This window comes from Agrobacterium tumefaciens (genome assembly GCF_013337285.1).
Classification (GTDB): Bacteria; Pseudomonadota; Alphaproteobacteria; order Rhizobiales; family Rhizobiaceae; genus Agrobacterium; species Agrobacterium burrii.
Genome location: NZ_SUPW01000002.1, coordinates 136192 through 158511 on the forward strand (window position 1 = coordinate 136192; position 22320 = coordinate 158511).

Annotated in this window: 22 protein-coding genes; 11 read left to right on the plus strand and 11 right to left on the minus strand. The window is 59.9% G+C overall.

Annotated features, from left to right (window positions below):
- Nucleotides 1-178 precede the first annotated feature (178 nt).
- A complete protein-coding gene (locus tag FCH38_RS06400; RefSeq protein ID WP_174373230.1) occupies nucleotides 179-1414 on the minus strand; it encodes a hypothetical protein in 1236 nt (411 codons plus the stop codon).
- A 310-nt stretch (nucleotides 1415-1724) separates the two neighbouring features.
- A complete protein-coding gene (locus tag FCH38_RS06405; protein WP_174373231.1) occupies nucleotides 1725-2321 on the minus strand; it encodes a DUF1134 domain-containing protein in 597 nt (198 codons plus the stop codon).
- 251 nt (nucleotides 2322-2572) lie between these two features.
- Between FCH38_RS06405 and chpT the strand changes: the two genes are divergently transcribed.
- The 3 genes from chpT (at nucleotide 2573) to FCH38_RS06420 (ending at nucleotide 5000) form a co-directional block, all read left to right on the plus strand.
- Nucleotides 2573-3220, plus strand: coding sequence for a histidine phosphotransferase ChpT (gene chpT / locus FCH38_RS06410; protein WP_149899883.1), 648 nt, complete (start codon nucleotides 2573-2575; stop codon nucleotides 3218-3220).
- A gap of 87 nt (nucleotides 3221-3307) precedes the next feature.
- Complete coding sequence (locus FCH38_RS06415) at nucleotides 3308-3847, plus strand: GNAT family N-acetyltransferase (RefSeq protein ID WP_174373232.1); 540 nt, start codon at nucleotides 3308-3310, stop codon at nucleotides 3845-3847.
- Between the two features lie 106 nt (nucleotides 3848-3953).
- A complete protein-coding gene (locus FCH38_RS06420) occupies nucleotides 3954-5000 on the plus strand; it encodes an alpha/beta hydrolase family protein (protein WP_174373233.1) in 1047 nt (348 codons plus the stop codon).
- 71 nt (nucleotides 5001-5071) lie between these two features.
- Here the strand turns inward: FCH38_RS06420 and FCH38_RS06425 are convergent, their stop codons facing one another.
- Together FCH38_RS06425 and ctrA are read right to left on the minus strand one after the other, a co-directional pair.
- The gene (locus FCH38_RS06425) at nucleotides 5072-5587 is read right to left on the minus strand and encodes a GNAT family N-acetyltransferase (RefSeq protein WP_174373234.1); all 516 of its coding nucleotides are present in this window, start codon (nucleotides 5585-5587) and stop codon (nucleotides 5072-5074) included.
- A gap of 139 nt (nucleotides 5588-5726) precedes the next feature.
- On the minus strand, nucleotides 5727-6431 hold the full coding sequence (gene ctrA / locus FCH38_RS06430) for a response regulator transcription factor CtrA (RefSeq protein ID WP_006314973.1): 705 nt from the start codon (nucleotides 6429-6431) through the stop codon (nucleotides 5727-5729).
- Between the two features lie 479 nt (nucleotides 6432-6910).
- On the opposite strand from ctrA, the gene FCH38_RS06435 reads away from it, so the two are divergent.
- Together FCH38_RS06435 and FCH38_RS06440 are read left to right on the plus strand one after the other, a co-directional pair.
- On the plus strand, nucleotides 6911-7261 hold the full coding sequence (locus FCH38_RS06435; protein WP_149899887.1) for a flagellar export protein FliJ: 351 nt from the start codon (nucleotides 6911-6913) through the stop codon (nucleotides 7259-7261).
- A gap of 286 nt (nucleotides 7262-7547) precedes the next feature.
- Nucleotides 7548-7751 carry a DUF1059 domain-containing protein gene (locus tag FCH38_RS06440; protein ID WP_174373235.1) on the plus strand — a complete coding sequence of 68 codons (204 nt, stop codon included), beginning with the start codon at nucleotides 7548-7550 and terminating at the stop codon, nucleotides 7749-7751.
- 121 nt (nucleotides 7752-7872) lie between these two features.
- Here the strand turns inward: FCH38_RS06440 and FCH38_RS06445 are convergent, their stop codons facing one another.
- From FCH38_RS06445 to cysQ, 4 genes are all read right to left on the minus strand, one after another.
- On the minus strand, nucleotides 7873-8154 hold the full coding sequence (locus tag FCH38_RS06445) for a GNAT family N-acetyltransferase (RefSeq protein ID WP_174373236.1): 282 nt from the start codon (nucleotides 8152-8154) through the stop codon (nucleotides 7873-7875).
- A 223-nt stretch (nucleotides 8155-8377) separates the two neighbouring features.
- On the minus strand, nucleotides 8378-8653 hold the full coding sequence (locus FCH38_RS06450; RefSeq protein ID WP_004430042.1) for a DUF1153 domain-containing protein: 276 nt from the start codon (nucleotides 8651-8653) through the stop codon (nucleotides 8378-8380).
- Nucleotides 8654-8844: 191 nt separating this feature from the next.
- Nucleotides 8845-9888 (minus strand): DUF2793 domain-containing protein, encoded by a 1044-nt coding sequence (locus tag FCH38_RS06455; protein ID WP_174373237.1) that lies wholly within the window; start codon nucleotides 9886-9888, stop codon nucleotides 8845-8847.
- A gap of 352 nt (nucleotides 9889-10240) precedes the next feature.
- Nucleotides 10241-11029, minus strand: coding sequence for a 3'(2'),5'-bisphosphate nucleotidase CysQ (gene cysQ / locus FCH38_RS06460; RefSeq protein WP_174373238.1), 789 nt, complete (start codon nucleotides 11027-11029; stop codon nucleotides 10241-10243).
- A gap of 333 nt (nucleotides 11030-11362) precedes the next feature.
- On the opposite strand from cysQ, the gene FCH38_RS06465 reads away from it, so the two are divergent.
- The 6 genes from FCH38_RS06465 to FCH38_RS06490 all read left to right on the plus strand — a co-directional run bounded on the left by FCH38_RS06465 (nucleotide 11363) and on the right by FCH38_RS06490 (nucleotide 17045).
- Nucleotides 11363-12265 (plus strand): branched-chain amino acid ABC transporter permease, encoded by a 903-nt coding sequence (locus FCH38_RS06465; protein WP_046797796.1) that lies wholly within the window; start codon nucleotides 11363-11365, stop codon nucleotides 12263-12265.
- 4 nt (nucleotides 12266-12269) lie between these two features.
- The gene (livM, locus tag FCH38_RS06470; RefSeq protein ID WP_153516495.1) at nucleotides 12270-13667 is read left to right on the plus strand and encodes a high-affinity branched-chain amino acid ABC transporter permease LivM; all 1398 of its coding nucleotides are present in this window, start codon (nucleotides 12270-12272) and stop codon (nucleotides 13665-13667) included.
- Nucleotides 13667-14557, plus strand: coding sequence for an ABC transporter ATP-binding protein (locus FCH38_RS06475; protein WP_149899892.1), 891 nt, complete (start codon nucleotides 13667-13669; stop codon nucleotides 14555-14557). Before livM ends, FCH38_RS06475 begins: the two co-directional genes overlap by 1 nt.
- Nucleotides 14557-15285: an ABC transporter ATP-binding protein gene (locus tag FCH38_RS06480; protein WP_153516497.1), complete on the plus strand. Its 729-nt coding sequence runs from the start codon at nucleotides 14557-14559 to the stop codon at nucleotides 15283-15285. Before FCH38_RS06475 ends, FCH38_RS06480 begins: the two co-directional genes overlap by 1 nt.
- 170 nt (nucleotides 15286-15455) lie before the next feature.
- Nucleotides 15456-15809, plus strand: coding sequence for a DUF6867 family protein (locus FCH38_RS06485; protein WP_149899890.1), 354 nt, complete (start codon nucleotides 15456-15458; stop codon nucleotides 15807-15809).
- A 117-nt stretch (nucleotides 15810-15926) separates the two neighbouring features.
- Entirely contained in the window at nucleotides 15927-17045 is a 1119-nt protein-coding gene (locus FCH38_RS06490; RefSeq protein WP_153516498.1) for a branched-chain amino acid ABC transporter substrate-binding protein, read from the plus strand.
- A gap of 100 nt (nucleotides 17046-17145) precedes the next feature.
- On the opposite strand, the gene FCH38_RS06495 is transcribed toward FCH38_RS06490, so the two are convergent.
- The 3 genes from FCH38_RS06495 to FCH38_RS06505 all read right to left on the minus strand — a co-directional run bounded on the left by FCH38_RS06495 (nucleotide 17146) and on the right by FCH38_RS06505 (nucleotide 22296).
- Nucleotides 17146-17706, minus strand: a complete 561-nt coding sequence (locus FCH38_RS06495) for an AAA family ATPase (RefSeq protein WP_174373239.1) — start codon at nucleotides 17704-17706, stop codon at nucleotides 17146-17148.
- A 265-nt stretch (nucleotides 17707-17971) separates the two neighbouring features.
- On the minus strand, nucleotides 17972-18901 hold the full coding sequence (locus FCH38_RS06500) for a response regulator (RefSeq protein ID WP_149899896.1): 930 nt from the start codon (nucleotides 18899-18901) through the stop codon (nucleotides 17972-17974).
- Nucleotides 18898-22296, minus strand: a complete 3399-nt coding sequence (locus tag FCH38_RS06505) for a hybrid sensor histidine kinase/response regulator (protein WP_174373240.1) — start codon at nucleotides 22294-22296, stop codon at nucleotides 18898-18900. The genes FCH38_RS06500 and FCH38_RS06505 overlap by 4 nt, the downstream gene beginning before the upstream one ends.
- Between the last annotated feature and the right edge of the window lie 24 nt (nucleotides 22297-22320).

A 22320-nucleotide genomic window follows, 5' to 3' on the forward strand; every position in this document is an offset into this window, starting at 1 on the left:
ACATCTCCCCCTCAAGGGGGGAGATCGACTCGTGGTTAGGTCTCGCCTCTCTCAACGCTCGCAGATGAAATGGCGGTAGCGCCGCTTGCCGATCTCCCCCCTTGAGGGGGAGATGCCCGGCAGGGCAGAGGGGGGTGAGCCGCACACACTAAGGCGAACTATCCCGCAGCCACCAGCCTCACCCCTCCCGCTTCCCCATCAACGCACCCGCCCGCACTGCAAGACTATCGCGCCCTGATGCGCCAGAGGCCTTGGCCAGCAACCCCGGAATAGGCGATTTATCACCCTCCTGTGCCGCCGTCAGCGCGATCATCCTGGCGGCGATCCTCGCGATTTCGCGGCGGATCGGTTCGTCATTGCCGGTGCCGCGCACATTCAGCAGGCGTTCGGTGAGCGCCGTTCCCTGATTGCGGATATCCTCGATTTCCTGTTCCAGGCCTTCCGGCGACGGTGCCGTTGGCTCAACCACGGCGGAGGCTGCGGCCTCCTCTGTCCTCACCGCCTGCGCCACGTCCTCCGCAACGACGGGTACGGTTTCGGGCACGTCGGCTGCGGCAGGGGCTGCCGGTGGCAACTCGCTCGCTGCTTTCTCAACCGGCACTGCCGGGTTCGGCAGGCGAATGATCATGTCGTTGGCGCGACCGCCGGTTGCCGCAAGCTGTTCCTTGAGACGGGCGACTTCCTGATTGCGCAGCGTCAGCATCGTATCGAGATCGGCATTTTTCGCCATCACGGTAGCGACCTGGTCTTCCAGTCGGGTGACCTTGCGGCTTTCGCGCGCAACCGCCGTCATGGCCTCCTTGTTACGGGCCGCCACATCCTGCAATTCGCGGGTCGCGGTCTCGCCTTCCTTGCGGAAACGCGTGGCGCTCTGTTTTGCCTGCTCGGCTTCCAGATCGCGGGTGGCAGAGGTGATTTTCGTGTCATCCAGCTCGCGCGTCAGATTGGTGAGGCGGGCGGTGAGATCAGACATCTGGGCGGCGCGCTCGTTGGCGGCCTGTTCCTGTTGCGTCAGGTTCGTGGCAATCGCATCGGCGCGTTCTTCGCTGGTATCGAGGGCGGCGCGCAACTCACCGATTTCCAGCGTCAATTCCTCGATTTTCAGCGAAAAGCCGCGGTTCTGTTCGCCAAGGCGATAGGCATCGCTGGAGGCGGCTTCGTTGGCGAGGCGCAGCGAGGTGTTTTTCTCCCGCTCGGTATCCAGTTCCTGGCGGACCTTGGCGTTTTCGGCGGCGTAAAGCGCGCGCGCCATATCCTTCTGGGCGCGGACTTCCTGCGGGCTGATGGGCATGGTCGCGCGCAGGCGGTTTTCCGTATAGGCGACAATGCGGCGGTGGATCGCGGGCGCGATCAACAGGGCCAAAAGGGTTGCGGTGAGAAAACCCAATCCGAAAAGAATGGCATATTCGATCACGCGGGACAGTCTCCGAAACTCAGATACGCGCGCATTCGGAAAGAGGAGCGCGAAAGCACGTTACGCTATTATTGCAACCGTGGGGAGGGGTTTCCCTAGGCAATTAGCAGGGCGGGAGGTTGCCGCCTGTTTCTTCTCCCCGCCGGGGAGAAGGTCGCGGCAGCGGGATGAGGGGGCGAGGGTCGTGAGATACGGCGACGGTGCCCCCTCATCCGACCCTTCGGGCCACCTTCTCCCCGGCGGGGAGAAGAAACCTGCCGCAATGCTTCATCCTATAGAGCACCCTTAGCTCCGCTTAGACCTCAGCGAATCAGAAGGGGTTCCAGGTCGGCTGCTGGGTGAGCTTCAGGTAACCGACATTGATGCCGAGGCGCGCGCCGATGCCGGTGCGGATGGGGGCGAGCGTCACATCGCTGCTCTTCAGATAGGTCATGCCGACGCCGGCGACGATGAAGGCGGAACCGCTGACGCCGCCGTAACGGCGGTAAAGCGCATCGACCGATGGCAGATTGTAGACCAGCATCATGGCGCGGGTGCCCTGGCCACCGTAATCAAGCCCGAGCGACGGGCCTTGCCAGAAGACCGGATGCTGGCCGGCATTCTTGGTATAAAGCGTGCCTTCGCCATAGGTGAGGCCGGCAACGAAAGCGCCGGAGCCTTCCTGACCGAGAATATAACCGTTCGGAAGTCCGTATTGCTGGAAGGCGCGCTCCACCACCTTGGCAAGGCCGCCGGTGGTTTCACCGAAGAATCCGTGGCCTGCATCCACGACTTCCTGGATAGAATATTGATCGCTGGTCTGGGCAAAGGCCGGTGCGACCCACATCAAGAGGCTCGCAAGGAGCGCGACAATCTTTCCCAGTCCGAGGCGTGCAATGGTGCGGGTTTTCGTAAGGCGCATCGTCATGTCCGTCCGTCTGTTTCGTTAACGCATCAGCCCGAAAAACCGAATCGATTTTCGCAAGGGCCGAGGCGTAGAGTCAAAGTTCTACAGCATCTGTCGTGCATCCTGGCGGATACACGGGGCTCCAATGTGGCCTGTTAAGGCATTTGGCATTTTGAAACCATCCTATTAACAATCGGTTTACCAAATATGGTGTCATTATGGCTTAACAATTTCCACACCGTCCGCGCCTCCCTTGCGCAGGAGAGAATTTTATGACGAGCAAACTCAATATCACGCTGTCCGGTCCCGATCTGGCGGCTCTTTTGTGCAGTCGCGTGTGCCATGATGTGATTTCTCCTGTCGGCGCCATCAATAACGGCCTCGAATTGCTGGACGAGGGCGGCACGGATGACGATGCGCTCGATCTCATCCGCACCTCAGCCGTTAACGCATCCGTGCGGCTGAAGTTTGCCCGACTTGCTTTCGGCGCTTCCGGTTCCGCCGGCGCTTCCATCGATACCGGCGAGGCCGAAAAGGCCGCGCAGGATTTCGCCGCTGCCGAAAAGAAGGCTGAAGTCAGCTGGAGCGGTCCGCGCGCCATCGTTCCGAAAAATCGTGTCAAACTGCTGCTCAACCTGTTCCTCGTCGCTTACGGCGCAATCCCGCGCGGTGGCAATGTGGATGTGGTGCTGGAAAACCCTGACGGTGACGCCAGGTTCGAAATCGCCGTCAAGGGCCGGATGATGCGTGTTCCGGCCAAGTTCGTGGAGATTTACGAAGGCCGGCTGGAAGAGGCGGTCGATGCCCATTCCGTGCAGCCCTATTACACGCTGCTTCTGGCGGAAGAGGCCAATATGACGGTGGAATACAAGGTGCATGAAGATCGCATCGTCTTTACCGCAAAGATGGCTGCCGAGTGACCGCTCAATTGCGGACGTGATTTTGCGAAAAGGCTGGGGCTGCGTCTGCCGACGCGCCGGCCTTTTTTCGTTTTGGGGGGCACGTTCATGGTACGTCTGACAACCGCTCGCCTTCTCCTTCGGCCGCACGCCATCGGGGATGAAGCGCTTTATCGCGCATTCTGGGGGGCGGATGTTCCACCGATCGAGGGGCTTACCTCGATTGCGCCGCTGGATGCGGAACTCGCCTTTGCCCGGCTTTTACGGTTTATCGGCCATTGGTCCGTTTATGGATTCGGCCCCTTTGTGGTGGAGGAGCTTGCCACGGGGCGCATCGTCGGCGAGGTGGGTTTTGCCCATATGCGCCGCGGAAACGGCGCTGATTTCGATACTGCGCCCGAGGCGATGTGGAAAATCGACGGAGAACTGAACGGCAAGGGCGTCGCGACCGAGGCGGTGGAAGCGGCAACACGGTGGTTCGACAGTAGCGGAATTTCGCCGCGAACAGTCTGCATGATCGATCCGCTGAACAGCCCTTCATTGGCCATTGCTGCCCGATTCGCCTTTCGGCCATTCCGCGAGACGACGTTCCGTGAACACCCCATCCGGCTTTTCGAGCGTGTGGGCGGCAGTCAGGTGAGCGGGTGAAGGCGCTGCCTTGATCGTGTTTCAGTCCGTCCTGAAACCCGTTTGAGGTCTCGGGCGGTGGCGGTTTGAGCCAGGGGGTGGTGCATATCAACTCCTGGAGCACCTCATGCGCAATTTTCTTCTGGCGACAATTGTCATCTTCTCCCTTGCCCCCGCCGCGACGGCGGAAAGCACCATCGGTTTCAGGCAGATCAAATTGCCGGATGATACCGGTGCAAGAGCACTCAATGTCTCATTATGGTATCCGGCTATTCCATCGGGAAAAACCGAGGTCGTGGGTGAAAACGCTGCCCTATACGGTCTTGAGGTCCAACCGGATGCTTCCATTCCAGCCGGTTCCCGTCCTCTTGTGTTGTTGTCGCACGGGTTTGGCGGAAGCTGGCGCAATCTGAACTGGCTTGCCGGGGAGCTTGCGCAGGACGGTTATGTCGTGGCCGCGCCGGATCATCAGGGCGAATCATTTACCGAGGAAAATGCTGCCGAGATCGTCCCCTTATGGGAGCGGCCGCGTGATATCGGCAGAACGCTGACGGCACTTCTTGGGGACAATCAGCTTGCCGGCGAGATCGACACGATGCGCATCGCCGTGATTGGCCATTCCCTTGGCGGCTGGACCGCTATGGAACTGGTGGGAGGCCGTTATAGCGCCGAACTTGCCTTGAAGGGCTGCAATGCGGAGAAAGCGCCACCGCAATGCAAGGCGCCCCGGCTCCTGGCCAAGGTTGGCATTGTTGGCGGTGGCAAGGCCGATCCGCGCCTTTCGATGGATATGAGGGATATCCGCATCCGCGCGGCCATTGCGCTTGATCTCGGCCCGGCTGCCGGGTTTCTGCCGGAAACGCTTGAGGGTGTGGACGTGCCGGTTCTGGTTCTGGCTGCCGGTGTGGAGACGCCCGAGATCGCCGCGATCAGGGCCGATTCCGACTATATCGCCCGGCATCTGCCAAAAACCACGACGGTCTATCGGGAAATACTGGATGCCAGCCACTTCAGCTTCATGCAACTCTGCAAAGCCAATGGTGAAAAAATCGTCGAGGCGCTGTCACCGGGCGAAGGTTTCGTGTGCCGGGATGGCGGGGGCAGGGGCCGCGCTGAAATCCACGCGCAAATCGCGGAGATAATCGGCGGCTTTCTCAAAGAGAAACTGCGTTAAGAAAGCTATGCGCCTGATAGATGGGGGACGCCTCGCTGAAACTTTTCGGTCTTGCGCGGCGTCCCGATCTTTCAAGCCTTATTGCGTGGGTAATATCGATAAACGAGATCTTCCGGGTCGCTGCGCGGCGCAGATGGGTCGAGAGAACCACCGATTCGCGTGGCGACGGCTGCGGATTTGCTGTTTTCCGGTGATACGTAGCTCACCAGCGTCGGCAGCTGCAGGGTTTCGAAAGCCCAGCCGCGCAGCGATATGGCGGCTTCGGCGGCATAACCTTTGCCCTCGTGACCGTCATAAAGCAGCCAGCCCAGTTCCTTTTCGGGAAATAGCGGGCCGTGATTGATGCCGACCTGGCCGATGCATTCACCCGTCTCGCCAAGTTCGATCATCAGCGCGCCGTGTCCGAAGAAGTGCCAGTTGGCCAGATCGTGGCAAAAAACGCCCCAGGTTTTCCAGAGGTCATAGGGTCCGCCGACACCGAGAGAGCGCGGTGAGGCCATGAAGGCCAGATAGGCGGGGAAATCCGCCATGGTCTGCGAGCGCAATGTCAGGCGTTGGGTTTTAAGGGTCGGGATAGGGTGGTTCATCGCATTGGTCCTTTTTGGGAGTGCCAATATGCGCTTTCTGTTGCGTCTGAATGAAGCGGGCATGTTTCGGATGTGACGCACAACAAAAAACCCGCTGTCGCCAGCGGGTCTTTTAAAACTGTCCTGTTCCGAGAAGAAATCAGGCGGTTTCGAGGAATTCCGCAGCGCCGTCAGGCTCGCGCAGAACATAGCCGCGGCCCCAGACGGTTTCGATGTAGTTCGCGCCGCCTGCGGCGTTTGCCAGCTTCTTGCGCAGCTTGCAGATAAACACGTCGATGATCTTCAGTTCCGGTTCGTCCATGCCGCCATAAAGGTGGTTCAGGAACATTTCCTTGGTCAGCGTCGTGCCCTTGCGCAGCGAAAGCAGCTCGAGCATCTGATATTCCTTGCCGGTCAGGTGAACGCGCTGGCCACCCACTTCAACCGTCTTGGCATCGAGATTGACGATCAGTTCGCCGGTGGAGATGACCGACTGCGCATGGCCCTTGGAGCGGCGGACGATGGCGTGAATGCGGGCGACAAGCTCGTCCTTGTGGAACGGCTTCGTCATGTAATCGTCGGCGCCGAAGCCCAAGCCGCGCACCTTGTCCTCGATGCCGGCCATGCCGGAGAGGATGAGGATCGGCGTCTTGACCTTGGAAAGGCGCAAGGTTCTCAAGACTTCGTAACCCGACATGTCAGGCAGGTTGAGGTCGAGAAGAATAATGTCGTAGTCGTAGAGCTTGCCGAGGTCCACGCCTTCCTCGCCGAGGTCGGTCGTGTAGACGTTAAAGCTTTCCGACTTGAGCATCAGTTCAATGCTCTGCGCTGTCGCGCTGTCGTCTTCAATCAGTAGAACCCGCATAATTATCCCCTTTGCCGCCCGCGAACCGGTAAAACATTGCCTCGCGCGATGCGGATCCAGACGTTGCCTGATTTGCAGGCTGCCACCAAATGGTTAACAAATTCTAATTGCCTTTGGCAAGGTGTATCGAATTTATTAAGCAAAGAAGGCATTTCGCTGTTTTTGCACGTGAATCCACCATCGCCAAAATTGAAGCTTAACGTGAGGATTTCTCGCTAAGTGATTCAATCGACTCTTACATCGTCTGGCCCATTTTTTGGACCTGGCATTTACCGACCCTTAAATGATCGTGTTTATCATTAACGATGCCCGTAAACGAAAGGTTAACGACGGTGGTTTTTTATTAACGTCGGGTAACTTTTAGGAATCATTCCGGCACAGGGATTAACCTTTGCGGAATGACGGGCGGGTTAAACGGGCCGATCAGGGGGGCATAGTGCCTTTTTGATCCGGGTCTCGCTATCCATGGAGTATTGCGTATGAAGTCGCGTGACAGCCTGGTTCGCCTGAAGGAATTTCAGGTCAACGAAAAACGTCGGCAACTTAACCAGTTGCAGCAGATGATGTCCGAATTCGAGCGGATGGCAAAGGAACTGGTGCATCAGATCTCGCTGGAAGAGAGCAAATCGGGGATTACCGATCCCTCGCATTTTGCCTATCCGACCTTTGCCAAGGCCGCGCGCCAGCGTGCGGATAATCTTCAGGTCTCCATTCGGGAGCTGAAGACCCAGCAGGAAGCCGCCGAAGCTTCGCTGGAAGAAGTGCAGGCCGAATATGAAAAGGCCGCTGCCCTCGAAAACCGCGACGGAGCAATCCGCGCCCGCGCCTGACAACTGGCGCGAAATCGGACGAATGATCGTCCTCATTGACGGCTGCCGGTGGATCAGGAGGCGGCTTTCAATGACGGGACGGCATGCGTTTTTTTGAAAGGCCGCCCCGTAAAGGGCGGCCTTTTGTTTTGGCGCGATGCTCCGTGTCTTTCTGCGGGACGGCGTCGCCTGATTTTTATTGTCCGGGGGTGGGGAAAGGCGTAATTTAAGGGGGTTCCGACCGTGAGCCGGAGGCTTTGCGTGCGCGCCTCAAGCGGGCGCGCACGGCTATGGCAGGGAGGGAAAAATGGCCCGCCAATATATTGATTGCCGCGAATTCCCCAGTGACAGCAAATGCACGATCGCCATCTCCGCCGATTCTCCGGAGGAGCTTTTGGAGGCAGCGGTGCACCATGCCGTGGCGGTGCATGGGGCCAAGGATACGCCTGAATTTCGCGAGGAAGTCCGCCACAGCATGCATGCAGGGACGCCGCCGCTGAAGGTGGCGTGACGCACATTTATGAATGACGCGATATTTGGAACGGCTGTGAGGGACCGGGCGTAGGCCGCTTGTTTCTTCTCCCCGCCGGGGAGAAGAAACGCGCGGCGACGCTTGTGACTATTCTGCCGGCTTATCCCTGGATGACATCCGCCCATTCTTTATGGCGCAGCGTCTGGGCCTTGAAAAACGGGCAAAGCGGAATGATTTTCCAACCGCCTTTGCGGGCCTCATCGATCGCGTGGGCGGCGAGAGCCTGGCCGACACCTTTGCCGCGCAAGGCATCGGGCACGCCGGTATGATCGATAATGATAAGGGAAGGGGAGGTGCGCGAATAGGTCATCTCGGCCTTATGGCCATCGACGGTTGCCGAATATTCGCCGTGCGATCCAGTTTCGGTTGTCTTGATATCCATGATGTGCGCCTCCTTGCTGTTCGTTTTCGCCACTGTAACGGCTTGCGCCTGAATTGAAACAGCGGGAAAGCGAACGCAGCGGACACAAACCGGCGACAATCATTTTACCAGTGGGACTGGCATGCTATGCGGGGAAATCCGAAATCAAACCAAATGCTCCGTCGAAAATCCGACGGAGCATTTTGATAATTCGGTCTGGGCGCGTTGCCGCGCCGGCGCAATATCAGTGGCGATATTGCTGAATGCGCGTGGTACGCAGGCCGGCAAGGCCATGATCGGAGATCGAGGACTGCCAGGACAGGAATTCTTCAACGGTAAGCGTATAACGCTCGCAGGCTTCCTCGAGGCTCAACAGTCCTCCGCGTACCGCTGCAACCACCTCCGCCTTTCTGCGAATGACCCAGCGTCGGGTATTGGCAGGCGGAAGATCCGCGATCGTCAGAGGGCTGCCATCGGGGCCGATGACATATTTAACTCGTGGGCGTATCATTTCGGTCATTGGACACTCTATACAAACTCAAGACCATATGACGGGAACTTTAGCCCCGTACCTTTAAAAATTGCCTAAGCAGGTCGTGACAATTTATTAAGAATTTGAACGGTTTCGCCTGATTTGTTCGAGTCGCCTTATTTTGCCGGGAAAAAATTTTTCCAAAAATCACAATTTTTATCGTCTGTCGGTTGTTTTCCTCACAGCGCTGCAAGCGAAAGGCACGTTTTGCCGTTGCCTTGGGTAAATTCCGCCGATCCTTCATGTTGTAGTCGCAGGCGGTCGCCGGCGTTGAGGGAAATGATCGATGTCGTCGACTGCAATGTCCCGGCGTTCGATGTGTTGCCGGTGACGCCGAAGCTGCCAACCGCGCCGTTGACGGAGAGCCACACCCGGTGGCCGGAAGAGGATGCCACGGCAAGCGACAGGACTGCGAGATAAAGGCCCTTTGCCGGAATGACGAGTTCCTTTCCGCCGCCCGTGCCGACGGGCTCACCGAGTGCAAAACCACCCTCGGCGATGAAGAGCAGGGAAAAACCTGCGGCCGAATTGTCGGCGGGCTTCGTGGTGCCTGCCGGCAGGCCGGCGACGGCGAGCGGTCGGTTCGGCATTGAGACCCGACCATCGCCGCTGCACAGAAGCGCCGTGTGCCAGGAGTTTCCGTCCGCGCTGGTCTTGATCGAAAACCCGTCATGGCCGGCAAGACCCATTTCGGCGCGACCGCTCCAGCCGGACTGGAACAGCAGCGAGGCGGTATCGATCTTTGCCGCCTTGTTGACCGTCATGCGGTGGCTGCCGTCGGCCTGTGTGTGGGTGAAGAGACTGGCGGGGGCGGCGAGCGCCAGCCGGTTCGTCGCGTCGGCCTCCGTGCCGATGCCCAGCCTTTCCAGCCGGCCCATGGCGGGCAGCGGCATGTCCCGCCACACGCCGTCCCGCAGGAGGCGATATTTGCCCTCAGCGGCGAACCAGGCGGTCCAGCCGGGCTGCGGCGTTATCAGCAACCACGCGCCGTCCTGCCGGAAGGCGAGTTTTCCGCCTTTGCCCGCCCAGTCGCCGGTGGCATCCGCGGAGAGGAGAAAGCAGTCTCCTTCCACGGGCTCGCCGGGCGGGGCGGCAATCACATCCTTTATGGTGAGCTGCACGATCGCATCCAGCCTTTGCAGGGCCTCATTGTGGGTGACGTGTTTCTGTGCCTGCGAGGGCAGGATATAGGGAAGCTGAAGTCTCGCCGTTTGGTCCGTCATGGTGTCTCTCCGCGCTCGGGTGTCGTTTGGCGGGGATTGTGATGCGGTTGGGCGGGGCGGGGATGAGTGGGGAAGAGATTATTTTTGCTGGTGGGATGGGGATGTTTTCGGTCGTTGCGGCTTCGGTGGGTGTGGCTTACCCCCCTCTGCCCTGCCGGGCATCTCCCCCACAAGGAGGGAGATCAGCAAGAAGTGCTACTGCCGCTTCATTCTCAAATGTCGAGATGGCCGAAGCCTCGCCTCGAGTCGATCTCCCTCCTTGTGGGGGAGATGCCCGGCAGGGCAGAGGGGGGTAAGCCGCATACGCCAAAGCGAAGAAACCCGTCGGATCACCGAAGGGAGCCGCGTCTATCTATCCCGCGATTTCCACCGCCATCGCGCCTTCAGCAATAAAATCCGGATTGGCCAGCGCATCCTCGCCATCGCCCCTCACCGCATAGGCAAGCAGCCGGCCTTCGCAATCGAGCGTCCGGCCGCCGGCGGCGCGCAGCACGGCGTCGCCGGCTGCTGTGTCCCACATCATGGTGCGGCTGAAGCGGGGGTAAATATCGGCAGCACCTTCGGCCAGCATGCAGAATTTCAGCGAGGAGCCGACGGAAATGCAGTCTTTCAGCCCGTGTTCGGCCACGAAAGCTTCCGTCTTCGCCGTACAGTGCGAGCGGCTGATGAGCGCGACGGGAGAAGCGCCGCGCTGGCGTGCGCGGATGGGGTGGCGCGACAGGATCGCGCCTTGCCCGGAAATGGCGAGCTTTTCGGCCTCGTTACTTTCGCCCGTCCACGCCTGTCCACGGCAGGGCGCGTAAACCACGCCGGCAACCGGAACGCCATTGCGGATAAGCGCGATATTGACGGTGAAGTCGTCCTTGCCGGAAATGAATTCCTTGGTTCCGTCAAGCGGATCGACCAGAAAGAATTCCTGGCCCGTTTCCGGCTGGATGCCGTTCGAGACGGCCTCTTCGGCGATGACAGGAATGTCGGGAAAATGAGCGGCCAGCGCCGCAAGAATGATCGTCTCGGCGCGTTGATCGGCCTCGGTCACCGGCGAGCAGTCATCCTTGTACGACACATGCGGGCCGGCGCGATGGACCGCCATGATCGCCTGCCCGGCGTCCAGCGCCGCTTTCGTCAATATGTCGATCATCTCTTTGCCGTTGCCATCCCGTGCCGGGATCTTTCGATCCTCAATGTCGCTACTCCTTTGGCCGTCGCCCGTCAAATAATGGCGGTAGACAAGACTAAAATAAGCATTCCGATGTCATTTTTTCAGCACTTCCTGCCAAAATCATGGCTCTTTTGATCGGGAAACGGGCAGTCCATGTGGAAATTCCAAATTTTGTGCAGGATCGCCCGTTTTTGACTTCACATTTTTAACGAACACGATATGCATTTTGGGAGTGGGGATGCTCGCAGGGGTTCCCCCGATAATTAACATAACGAGGCGTGGCTCATTTGAGGCCATACCCGGGGGAAAGACATGGAGTATTTTATCCAGCAGCTCATCAACGGGCTGACTCTTGGATCGATCTATGGCCTCATCGCTATCGGCTATACGATGGTTTATGGCATTATCGGCATGATCAACTTCGCCCATGGCGATATTTTCATGCTTGGCGGTTTTGCCGCGCTGATCGTTTTTTTGATTGCAACATCGTTTTTCGCCGGCATTCCGGTGGCGCTTCTTCTGCTTTTGATGATGGTCGTCGCCATGCTGATGACCGGATTGTGGAACTGGGTGATCGAGCGCGTCGCCTATCGGCCGCTGCGCGGCTCATTCCGGCTTGCGCCGCTGATCACCGCCATAGGCATGTCGATCGCGCTGTCCAACTTCATCCAGGTCACGCAGGGCCCGCGCAACAAGCCGATCCCGTCAATGGTGACGGAAAGCTATCACTTCGGCGCCATCACCGTATCGCTGAAGCAGCTGATCATCATGGTGGTTACCTCGGTGCTACTGTTCGCCTTCTGGTATATCGTCAACAAGACCCCGCTCGGCCGGGCGCAGCGCGCCACCGAACAGGACCGCAAGATGGCCGCCCTGCTCGGCGTTGATGTCGACAAGACGATCTCAATCACCTTCATCATGGGTGCGGCGCTCGCTGCCGTCGCCGGTACGATGTACCTGATGTATTATGGCGTGGCTTCGTTCAGCGACGGCTTCGTTCCCGGCGTCAAGGCCTTCACTGCGGCCGTTCTCGGCGGCATCGGCTCGCTTCCGGGCGCCGTTCTCGGTGGCCTGTTGATCGGTCTGATCGAATCGCTGTGGTCGGCCTATTTCTCCATCGCCTACAAGGACGTCGCGGCATTCGGCATCCTGGCTTTCGTGCTGATCTTCAAGCCGACCGGTATTCTCGGTCGTCCGGAAGTCGAGAAGGTGTGAGCCCATGACCAATATCGCTTCCGAAAATGCTGCTTCCAGCCCGAGCCTGATGGCGACGGCTGTGAAGGAGGGGCTGATTGCCGGCGTCATCTCGTTCGGCATGTTCATTCTCTACATCGGCATCATCACCTATCAGGACATCAACAACCAGCTGATCTGGGGCACCCGCTGGGGGCTGCTGGCGATCTTCGTCGCTGTCGCCGCCATCGGCCGTTTCCTCGTGGTCGGCTTTTTCAAGCCGTCCATGGATCGCCGCAGGCTTGCCAAGGCGAAAACCGGCATTCTGGAAATCTCCGAGGAAAAGGGCTTTTTTCACAAGCACTTCCTGAAGCTGGCGCTGGCGCTGCTGCTGCTTTATCCTGTCATAACAGTGCAATTGTTCGGCTTTCAGGGCTCGCTGAAATACGTCGACAATTTCGGCATCCAGATCCTCATCTATGTGATGTTGGCCTGGGGTCTCAATATCGTCGTTGGGCTGGCCGGTCTGCTCGATCTCGGTTACGTGGCCTTTTATGCGGTCGGCGCTTATTCCTATGCGCTGCTGTCGAGCTATTTCGGCCTGTCCTTCTGGGTGCTTCTGCCGCTTGCCGGCATTCTCGCCGGCTTCTGGGGCATCATTCTCGGCTTTCCGGTTCTGCGGCTTCGCGGCGACTACCTGGCGATCGTCACGCTTGCCTTCGGTGAAATCATCCGGCTCGTGTTGTTGAACTGGACGGCGGTGACCAAGGGCACATTCGGCATTTCGGGTATCGCCAAGGCCTCGGTCTTCGGCATCTGGTCCTTCGATGTCGGCGCGCCGAACAACTTCGCCAAGGTTTTTGGCCTGTCGATGTCGTCGGCCTATTACAAGATCTTCCTGTTCTACGTGATCCTGTTCCTGTGCATGCTGACGGCTTACGTCACCATCAAACTGCGCCGCATGCCGATTGGCCGCGCATGGGAAGCGCTGCGCGAAGACGAGATCGCCTGCCGTTCGCTCGGCATCGATACCGTCATCACCAAGCTCACCGCCTTTGCGACGGGCGCGATGTTTGGCGGTTTTGCCGGTTCATTCTTCGCCGCGCGTCAGGGTTTCGTGTCTCCGGAAAGCTTCGTGTTCCTCGAGTCTGCCGTCATCCTCGCCATCGTCGTGCTTGGCGGCATGGGCTCGCTGACCGGCATCGCCATCGCCGCCCTCGTCATGGTTGGCGGCACCGAGCTTCTGCGCGAAATGGAATTCCTGAAGCACATCTTCGGGCCTGATTTCACGCCGGAACTCTACCGTATGCTGCTGTTCGGCCTCGCCATGGTCATCGTCATGCTGTTCAAGCCGCGCGGCTTCGTTGGCTCGCGTGAACCTACGGCCTTCCTTAAGGAACGCAAGGCCGTGTCCGGCAGCTTTACCAAGGAAGGTCACGGTTGATGGCTTCCGGAACGATGAACATGACATCCAATACGACTGGCAATACGACTGGCGACACGATCCTCAAGGTCGAACATCTGTCGATGAAGTTCGGCGGCCTGATGGCCATCAATGACTTCTCCTTCGAGGCGAAGCGCGGTGAAATCACCGCGCTGATCGGCCCCAACGGTGCTGGAAAGACCACGGTTTTCAACTGCATTACCGGTTTCTACAAGCCGACGATGGGCATGATCACCATGCGCCAGCAAAGCGGCGAGGCGCATCTTCTCGAGCGCCTGCCGGATTTCGAAATCACCAAGAAGGCGAAGGTGGCGCGCACCTTCCAGAACATCCGCCTGTTCTCGGGTCTTACGGTTCTGGAAAACCTGCTGGTGGCACAGCACAATGCGCTGATGAAGGCCTCTGGTTACACCATTCTCGGTCTTCTCGGCCTGCCCGCCTATAAAAGGGCGGTCGCAAGTTCGATCGAGAAGGCCAAATACTGGCTGGACAAGGCCGATCTGACCGACCGCGCCGACGACCCGGCCGGCGATCTGCCCTATGGCGCGCAGCGCCGTCTGGAAATCGCCCGCGCCATGTGCACCGGGCCGGAGCTTTTGTGCCTTGATGAGCCGGCCGCCGGTCTCAACCCGAAGGAATCGCTGGCGCTCAATGCACTGTTGCGCGGCATCCGCGATGAAGGCACGTCGCTGCTGCTGATCGAGCACGACATGTCGGTGGTGATGCAGATTTCCGACCATGTGGTGGTTCTGGAATATGGCCAGAAGATTTCCGACGGCACCCCGGACCATGTGAAGAACGACCCGAAGGTCATCGCCGCCTATCTGGGTGTCGAGGATGATGAAGTGGAAGACGTGATTGCGGAAGAACTCGACGGAGGAGCGGCCTGATGTCCGGTGAATCGCTTCTCAAAGTTCAGGGTGTCGAAACCTATTATGGCAATATCCGCGCTCTGGCCGGTGTCGATGTCGAAGTCAACAAGGGTGAAATCGTCAGCCTGATCGGCGCCAACGGCGCCGGCAAGTCGACGCTGATGATGACCATCTGCGGCAGCCCGCAGGCCCGTGCCGGCCAGGTGATCTTCGACGGCGAGGATATTACCCAGTTGCCGACACATCTGATTGCCCGCAAGCGCATCGCCCAGTCACCCGAAGGCCGCCGGATTTTCCCGCGCATGACGGTGCTGGAAAACCTGCAGATGGGCGCCAATCTCGATAACCTGAAATATTTCAAGGAAGACGTCGAGAAGATTTTCGTCATGTTCCCGCGCCTGAAGGAGCGCCAGAGCCAGCGTGGTGGCACGCTTTCCGGCGGCGAGCAGCAGATGCTCTCCATCGGCCGCGCGCTGATGGCACGGCCGAAGCTGCTTCTGCTCGACGAGCCGTCGCTCGGCCTCGCGCCGCTGATCGTCAAGGGCATTTTCGCGGCGATCAAGAAACTCAACCAGGAGGAAGGGCTGACCGTCTTTCTGGTGGAGCAGAACGCCTTTGCCGCGCTGAAGCTTTCCGACCGCGCCTATGTGATGGTCAACGGCCGCGTGACGATGAGCGGTTCGGGCAAGGAATTGCTCGCCGATCCGCAGGTGCGCGCCGCTTATCTCGAAGGCGGACGGCACTGAAAGATTTTACTTGCGCCGGAAATTTTGCGGCGCAAGACTGCAAACGGTGTTCAGCCTAAACCTTCGGGACCATGGCGGGACGCAAACAATAAAATGCCCACCGGCAAAACGGCGGGACGACAGACAAGGCAGGGCGCGGGCGTTTTCGCCCGGCACTGATGGGGAAAGAGATGCAGGGCCTTTTTTTCGAAACCGATAACGGCGTGCGTTATGTTCTGCGCGCACTGGTTGTTCTCTTGGGTTTCTGGACGGCGTGGCGCACGGGCAGATCCGTCGCCGATGGCTGGGGCGATTATACGCGTGTGGTGATCTACACGCTGGCATTGGGGCTGGTGATGCGCTTCCTGCATTACGCGCTCTTCAACGGGCCGTTCATCAACGGCTTCTACTACGTGTTTGACGTCGCTCTTCTTCTGGTCTTTTCCAGCATCGGTTTCCGCATGCGCCGGGCGAGCCAGATGGTCAATAACTACTATTGGCTTTACGACCGGACGTCGGCATTTTCCTACAAGAAGAAAGATTGACAGGCGGATTTTTCCGGCTGCACAATGCTCGTCAGAGTGGAACGGTTTCTGTTCGGTTAAGGTGGGTACCGAACAGGTCCTTGCAATCAACCCATCCAAGGAACTGGGAGTAAAGTAATGAAGAAGTCTCTTCTTTCCGCTGTCGCGCTGACCGCCATGGTCGCCTTCGGCGGTTCGGCCTGGGCCGATGTCGTGATCGCTGTCGGCGCACCGCTGACCGGCCCGAACGCTGCTTTTGGCGCTCAGATCCAGAAGGGTGCCGAACAGGCTGCAAAAGACATCAATGCCGCCGGCGGCATCAATGGCGAGCAGATCAAGATCGTGCTGGGCGACGACGTATCCGACCCGAAACAGGGTATTTCGGTTGCCAATAAATTTGTTGCCGACGGCGTGAAATTCGTCATCGGTCACTTCAACTCCGGCGTTTCCATTCCGGCTTCCGAAGTTTATGCCGAAAACGGCATTCTCGAAGTGACGCCGGCTGCAACCAACCCGGTCTTTACCGAGCGCGGCCTGTGGAACACCTTCCGCACCTGCGGTCGTGACGACCAGCAGGGTGGCATTGCCGGCAAGTATCTGGCCGACCACTTCAAGGACGCCAAGATCGCCGTCATTCACGACAAGACGCCCTATGGTCAGGGCCTTGCCGATGAAACCAAGAAGGCAGCCAATGCCGCCGGCGTGACGGAAGTCATGTATGAAGGCGTCAATGTCGGCGACAAGGACTTCTCGGCGCTGATCTCCAAGATGAAGGAAGCCGGTGTTACGGTCATCTATTGGGGTGGCCTGCACACCGAAGCCGGTCTGATCATCCGCCAGGCGGCCGATCAGGGCCTGAAGGCGAAGCTGATTTCGGGTGACGGCATCGTCTCCAACGAACTGGCTTCCATCGCCGGCGACGCCGTCGAAGGCACGCTCAACACCTTCGGCCCGGATCCGACGCTGCGCCCGGAAAACAAGGAACTGGTTGAGAAGTTCAAGGCCGCCGGCTTCAACCCGGAAGCCTATACGCTCTACTCCTACGCAGCCCTGCAGTCGATCGCAGGCGCGGCAAAGGCCGCCGGCTCCATTGAGCCGGAAAAGGTTGCCGAAGCTCTGAAGAAGGGCACCTTCCCGACGGCGCTCGGCGACATCTCCTTCGACGAGAAGGGCGACCCGAAGCTTCCCGGCTACGTCATGTACGAGTGGAAGAAGGGTCCGGACGGCAAGTTCACCTACATCCAGCAGGGCAGCTAAGCCCTTCTGCGATACACGATCGAAGCCCGGCAGCGATGCCGGGCTTTTTTGTTTTCGAGGTAAAGCCTCCCGACCTCAGTCAGGTCGGCCTTGAGCGGCATCAAGCCAGCCCAAGTCCTTGGGCGGTGAGGCCTCCCTCCGCCAACCGCTCCAGCACCACCTCGACGCGCTCCGATACCGGCACCTTCGGCACTATCACCGTTTCATAATCCAGCCGGGCATAGTCCGCGAGCAGGCGCTCGTATTCCTCAACGGCCGAATCGAAATCATGTTTGCGCTCATCATCGCCCCGGTAGATTTCCGGCCAGGGTGGGGTGAGGAAAACCAGGCTGTTGTAGCGGTGCACATGGCGCAACGTATCGATGAAGGCATCGCCGCTGACATGGCGCAGCGCGGAGGCGGCATCGATCAGGCCACGGTCGAAGAAGACGAGGCCTTCCGGCGGCGCCTTTTGCCGGTCTTCGAGTGCAACGGCGATGGCGCGGCGGGCGAAGGCTTCGATGTCTATCCAGGGCAGGGCGGTGCCGCCATTACGGGTTTCCTCGATGACGATCCGCCGCCCTGGTTCCTCGACGGTGGCGAAACCGCGCCTTGCAAGTTCGGCAAGCAGGGTGGATTTGCCGCCGCCGGAGCAGCCGGAAAGGATGATGAAACGGTCCATGGGGGGTATTCCTGTTTCGGGGGGCATATGGGTCTGTGGTGATTTTTGGGAGATGGGTGCCGCTTGTTTCTTCTCCCCGCCGGGGAGAAGGTGGCCCGAAGGGCCGGATGAGGGGGCAACGCCGGAGATAAACTGAGAGCTTGCCCCCTCATCCCGCTGCCGCGGACTTCTCCCCGGCAGGGAGAAGAAACAAGCGGCGCGCGCTCGCCCGGAAGCGGCTACTCAGGGGATGTCAGTAGGAGCCTAACGCATCACGCGCCGAAATTCACCCCTGATGCAGAACATGCGCCGCCTTGACCGCAGCAGAGGCGCGGTTTTCGACGCCGAGCTTCACATAGATCTGTTCCAGATGCTTGTTCACGGTTCTGGCGGAAAGGCCGAGGATTTCGCCGATGTCGCGGTTGGATTTGCCCTTGGCGATCCATAGCAGCACTTCGGATTCCCGCGTCGTCAGGGCGAAGTGGTCCTTGAGCAGATGGTCGTCGGATTTCTCGTTGGCGGCAGTCAGGCGGAAGAGATATTCGTCCGGTCCCATCGCGCCGAGGAAGGAGAGTTGCAGAGCAGGCCGCCCGGCTTCGGTGATCGTCAGCGGTGTGTCGCGGGCGGCGTCCACCGTCGCCCTGTCTTTTAGCCAGCCCGAAATATGGGCGACGACGATCTCCAGCCCGTCATCGCGGCCGGTGGCGGCATTGACGAGCCGCGTTGCCTGCGGGGTCGACCAGTGGATGGCGCCATTGGCGCGAACCGCGAGCAGGTGGCGGCCGGCGGCATCGAGGGCGACGCGGGCGCTCTGGGCCGAGCGGGCATTGGAGAGATGCACGCGAATGCGGGCGCGCAGCTCGTCGATATTGATCGGCTTGGTGAGATAATCCACACCGCCGGACTCCAGCGCCCGCACCACATGTTCGGTTTCCGTCAGCCCGGTCATGAAGATGACGGGCACCTGCGCCACCGCCGCATTGGCTTTCAGGCGGCGGCAGGTCTCGAAACCGTCCATGGATGGCATGACGGCGTCGAGCAGGATGATGTCGGGGGTGATGCGTTCGGCGATGTTGAGCGCGGCCTGACCCGAGGTGGCGATGAGGGCCGAAAAGCCTGACTGTTCCAGCGCGTCGGTCAAGAACCCCAGCGCTTCCGGGCTGTCATCCACCAGCAGGACGATGTCTCTTGGAGCCGCTGTCGCCTGACCGCTCATGCCGTGCCGTCTCCCCTGTTGTTGTCGTCAGAAAATCGCTTGAGAAAATCGGCGTAACCGGTGAGATCGAAGGCCTGCACATAGGCGCCAAGTTCCTGCGTGAAGGGCAGGTTTTCCGTGTTACGGGCAAGATCGGCGAGTTTCGCCTCGATGCCACGTATGTAGCCGATTTCGCCGAGCCGCTGCAAATCCTTGATATGGATTGCGCCGGGATGGATGATCTGCGGTATTGGCTGCGGGGCAGGTGCCGGGGGCAGGTCGGCCTCGTAAATCCATTTCAGGCCGAGATGCACGGCGAGCCTGTCGCAAAGGTGGCGGATATCGACCGGCTTGGCGATGGCGTCGTTGTGGTTGTCTTCGCCGGCACCCGCAACTGTCCCGTCGCCGATATTGGCCGAGAGCATGATGAGCGGGGCGGTCTGGCCGGCCTCGCGCAGCTTCGTCACCAGCTGCCATCCGCTCATGCCGGGCATGGAAATATCGATGAGGAAAAGGTCGGGCTTCACGCCTTCGATGAGCGTCAGGCATTCCGGTCCGCTCTGCGCCGTCAGCACTACGAAATCAAGCGGCGAAAGCACCTGCCGCATCAACTCGCGGTGGTCCTCATTATCGTCGACCACGACGATGGTGCGGCGCGGGCCGGAATAGGAGCGGATGGTCTTCTCCGGCGCGGGTGCCGTGCTTGGCCGGTGGACGGCTGATAGCATGAGGCGGACGCGGAAGGTGGAACCCTCGTCCTTTTCGCTGGAGACGGAAATCTCGCCGCCGAGCGTATTGGTCAGAAGCCTTGTTATGGTGAGGCCGAGGCCGAGGCCCGGCATGGGTCGCACGCTTTCTGCCTCTCCGCGCTGGAAGGGTTCGTAGATGCGGGCGAGGTCCTTTTCGGCAATGCCGCGGCCGGTATCGGACACCGTGAAGCTTGCCACCTGGCTGCGATAGGCGACATCGAAGGTGACGGCTCCCTCATCGGTGAATTTGATGGCGTTGGAGAGCAGGTTGACGAGGATCTGGCGCAACCTTTTTTCATCGGTGCGGACATATTGCGGCAGCGCGGCGGTGCGCTCATGGCGGAATTCCAGCCCCTTGGCCTGCGCCTGCGGGCGAAACATATCAACGATCTGGTCGAGGAAATCCTTGATATTGATCTCGTTGGAATAGACCTGCAGACGACCCGCCTCGATCTTGGAGATATCCAGAAGCCCGTCGATCAGGCCCGAGAGATGATCGGCGGAGCGGCGGATGACCCGGATGGCCGATTGCCGGGGAGCGGGAATTGTCTCGTCACGTTCGAGGATCTGGGCATAACCCAGGACGGCGTTGAGCGGGGTGCGCAGTTCATGGCTGAGACCCACCACGTAGCGGCTCTTGGCGCGGTTGGCGGCCTCAGCCGTTTCCTTGGCGTCCTGAAGGGCGGCGTCGGTCTTCTTGTGGGCAGCGATTTCTTTGAGGAGCAACGTGTTCTGGCGGGAGGATTCCTCTTCCGCCACCACCCGGCTGTCATGGGCAAGCACGAGGAACCAGCAGACGATGCCGGCAATGACGGCAAAGACGAAAAACACGATGAGGATGGTGCGGTTGACCACATCAGCCGTTGCCGGCGATGCGGTGCCGACCTGATGGGCGATGAGCGCCAATATGCCGCCAATGGCGGTGACGGCAATGGCCGCCGCCATGCCGTAACGCCCCAGCCGGGTGGCGAGTTTTGCCACCAGCTGCCGTGGCAGGAAAGTCTTTGCGACGGTGGCGACCTGATAGTTGAGCTTGGCCTTCGGTTTGCACATGTCATGGCAGCGGCTGTCCAGCGAACAGCAGAGCGAACAGATCGGCGCGGCATAGGCCGGACACCACGCCATGTCCTCCGGCTCGAAGGGGTGTTCGCAGATCGAGCAGGTGATGCTGCTTTCTTCGCGCCATTGCTGGCGCGGCTTGCGGGCGAGGTAGAACTTGCCCCTGGTGGCGAAGGCGAGGGCGGGGGAGGCGATGAAGGCGACGATGAGCGTCAGATAGGGGGCCAGCGAGGCGGCAAGCGGGCCGAAAGTGCCGAAATGCGCCATCAGCGCAATGGTGGCCGAAAGCGCCATGGAACCGACGCCGACCGGATTGATATCGTAGAGATGGGCGCGCTTGAATTCGATGCCCGGCGGGGCAAGGCCGAGCGGCTTGTTGATGAAAAGATCGGCGGAAATGGTGCAGAGCCACGCCATGGCGATGATGGAGAAGATGCCGAGCGTTTCCTCGAGCAGCCGGTAGATGCCGAGTTCCATCAATAGCAGGGCGATCGCCACATTAAAGACCAGCCAGACGACGCGGCCGGGGTGGCTGTGGGTGAGGCGGGAGAAGAAATTCGACCAGGCGAGGGACCCCGCATAGGCATTCATGACGTTGATCTTCAGCTGCGAGACGACCACGAAGGCGACCATCAGCAGCATGGCGGCGGTCTGGTTGGGGATCATGTAACCGAAGGCGGTCAGGTACATCTGCGCCGGATCGGCGGCGCGGTCCACCGAGACGCCGGAACTGAAGGTCAGCACCACCAGGAACGAACCGGCCAACAGCTTCGGCACACCGACGACGACCCAGCCGGCACCGGCGAGGAAGACGGCGATGCGGTGGCGAAGCCTGCTCTGGCCTTCGGCCGGCAGGAAGCGCAGGAAATCCACCTGTTCGCCGATCTGCGACATCAGCGCCAGAATGACGGCGGACGCCGCGCCGAACTCCACCAGATTGAAATCCGCGACTGTGCCCGGCGGGCCGGAGGCATGGTGAATGCCGGCAAAGGCCCGCCAGAGATCGTATTTTTCCCAGTCCATCAAGGCGATGAAGATGAAGGGCAAAACGTTCAGCACGATCCAGAACGGCTGGGTGATGATCTGGAAGCGGCTGATGAGGCGCACGCCATGGGTGACGAGCGGAATGACCATGACGGCGGAGATGATGTAGCCGATCCAGAGCGGAATGCCGAGCGCCAGTTCCAGCGCGCCAGACATGATCGACGCCTCGATGGCAAAGAGCATGAAGGTGAAGGCGGCATAGATCAGCGAGGTGATGGTGGAGCCGATGTAACCGAAGCTCGCGCCGCGCGTCAGAAGATCGATATCGACACCGTGGCGGATGGCATAGCGACTGATCGGCAGGCCGACGGCGAGCATGGCGATCGCCGCGACGATGATGGCATAGAAGGCGTTGGTGGTGCCGTAGGACAGCGTGATCGCGCCGCCAATGGCTTCCAGCGCCAGAAAGGAGATCGCGCCGATGGCGGTGTGGGAAATGCGGTTTGACGAAAATTGCCGGGCGCTTTTGGCTGTGAAGCGCAGCGCATAGTCTTCCAGCGTCTGGTTGGCGACCCAGCGGTTATATTCGCGCCTGACGGGGATGATGCGTTGCCGTGCGGCCATGCCTATCGAGCGCCTTTCCGCAAC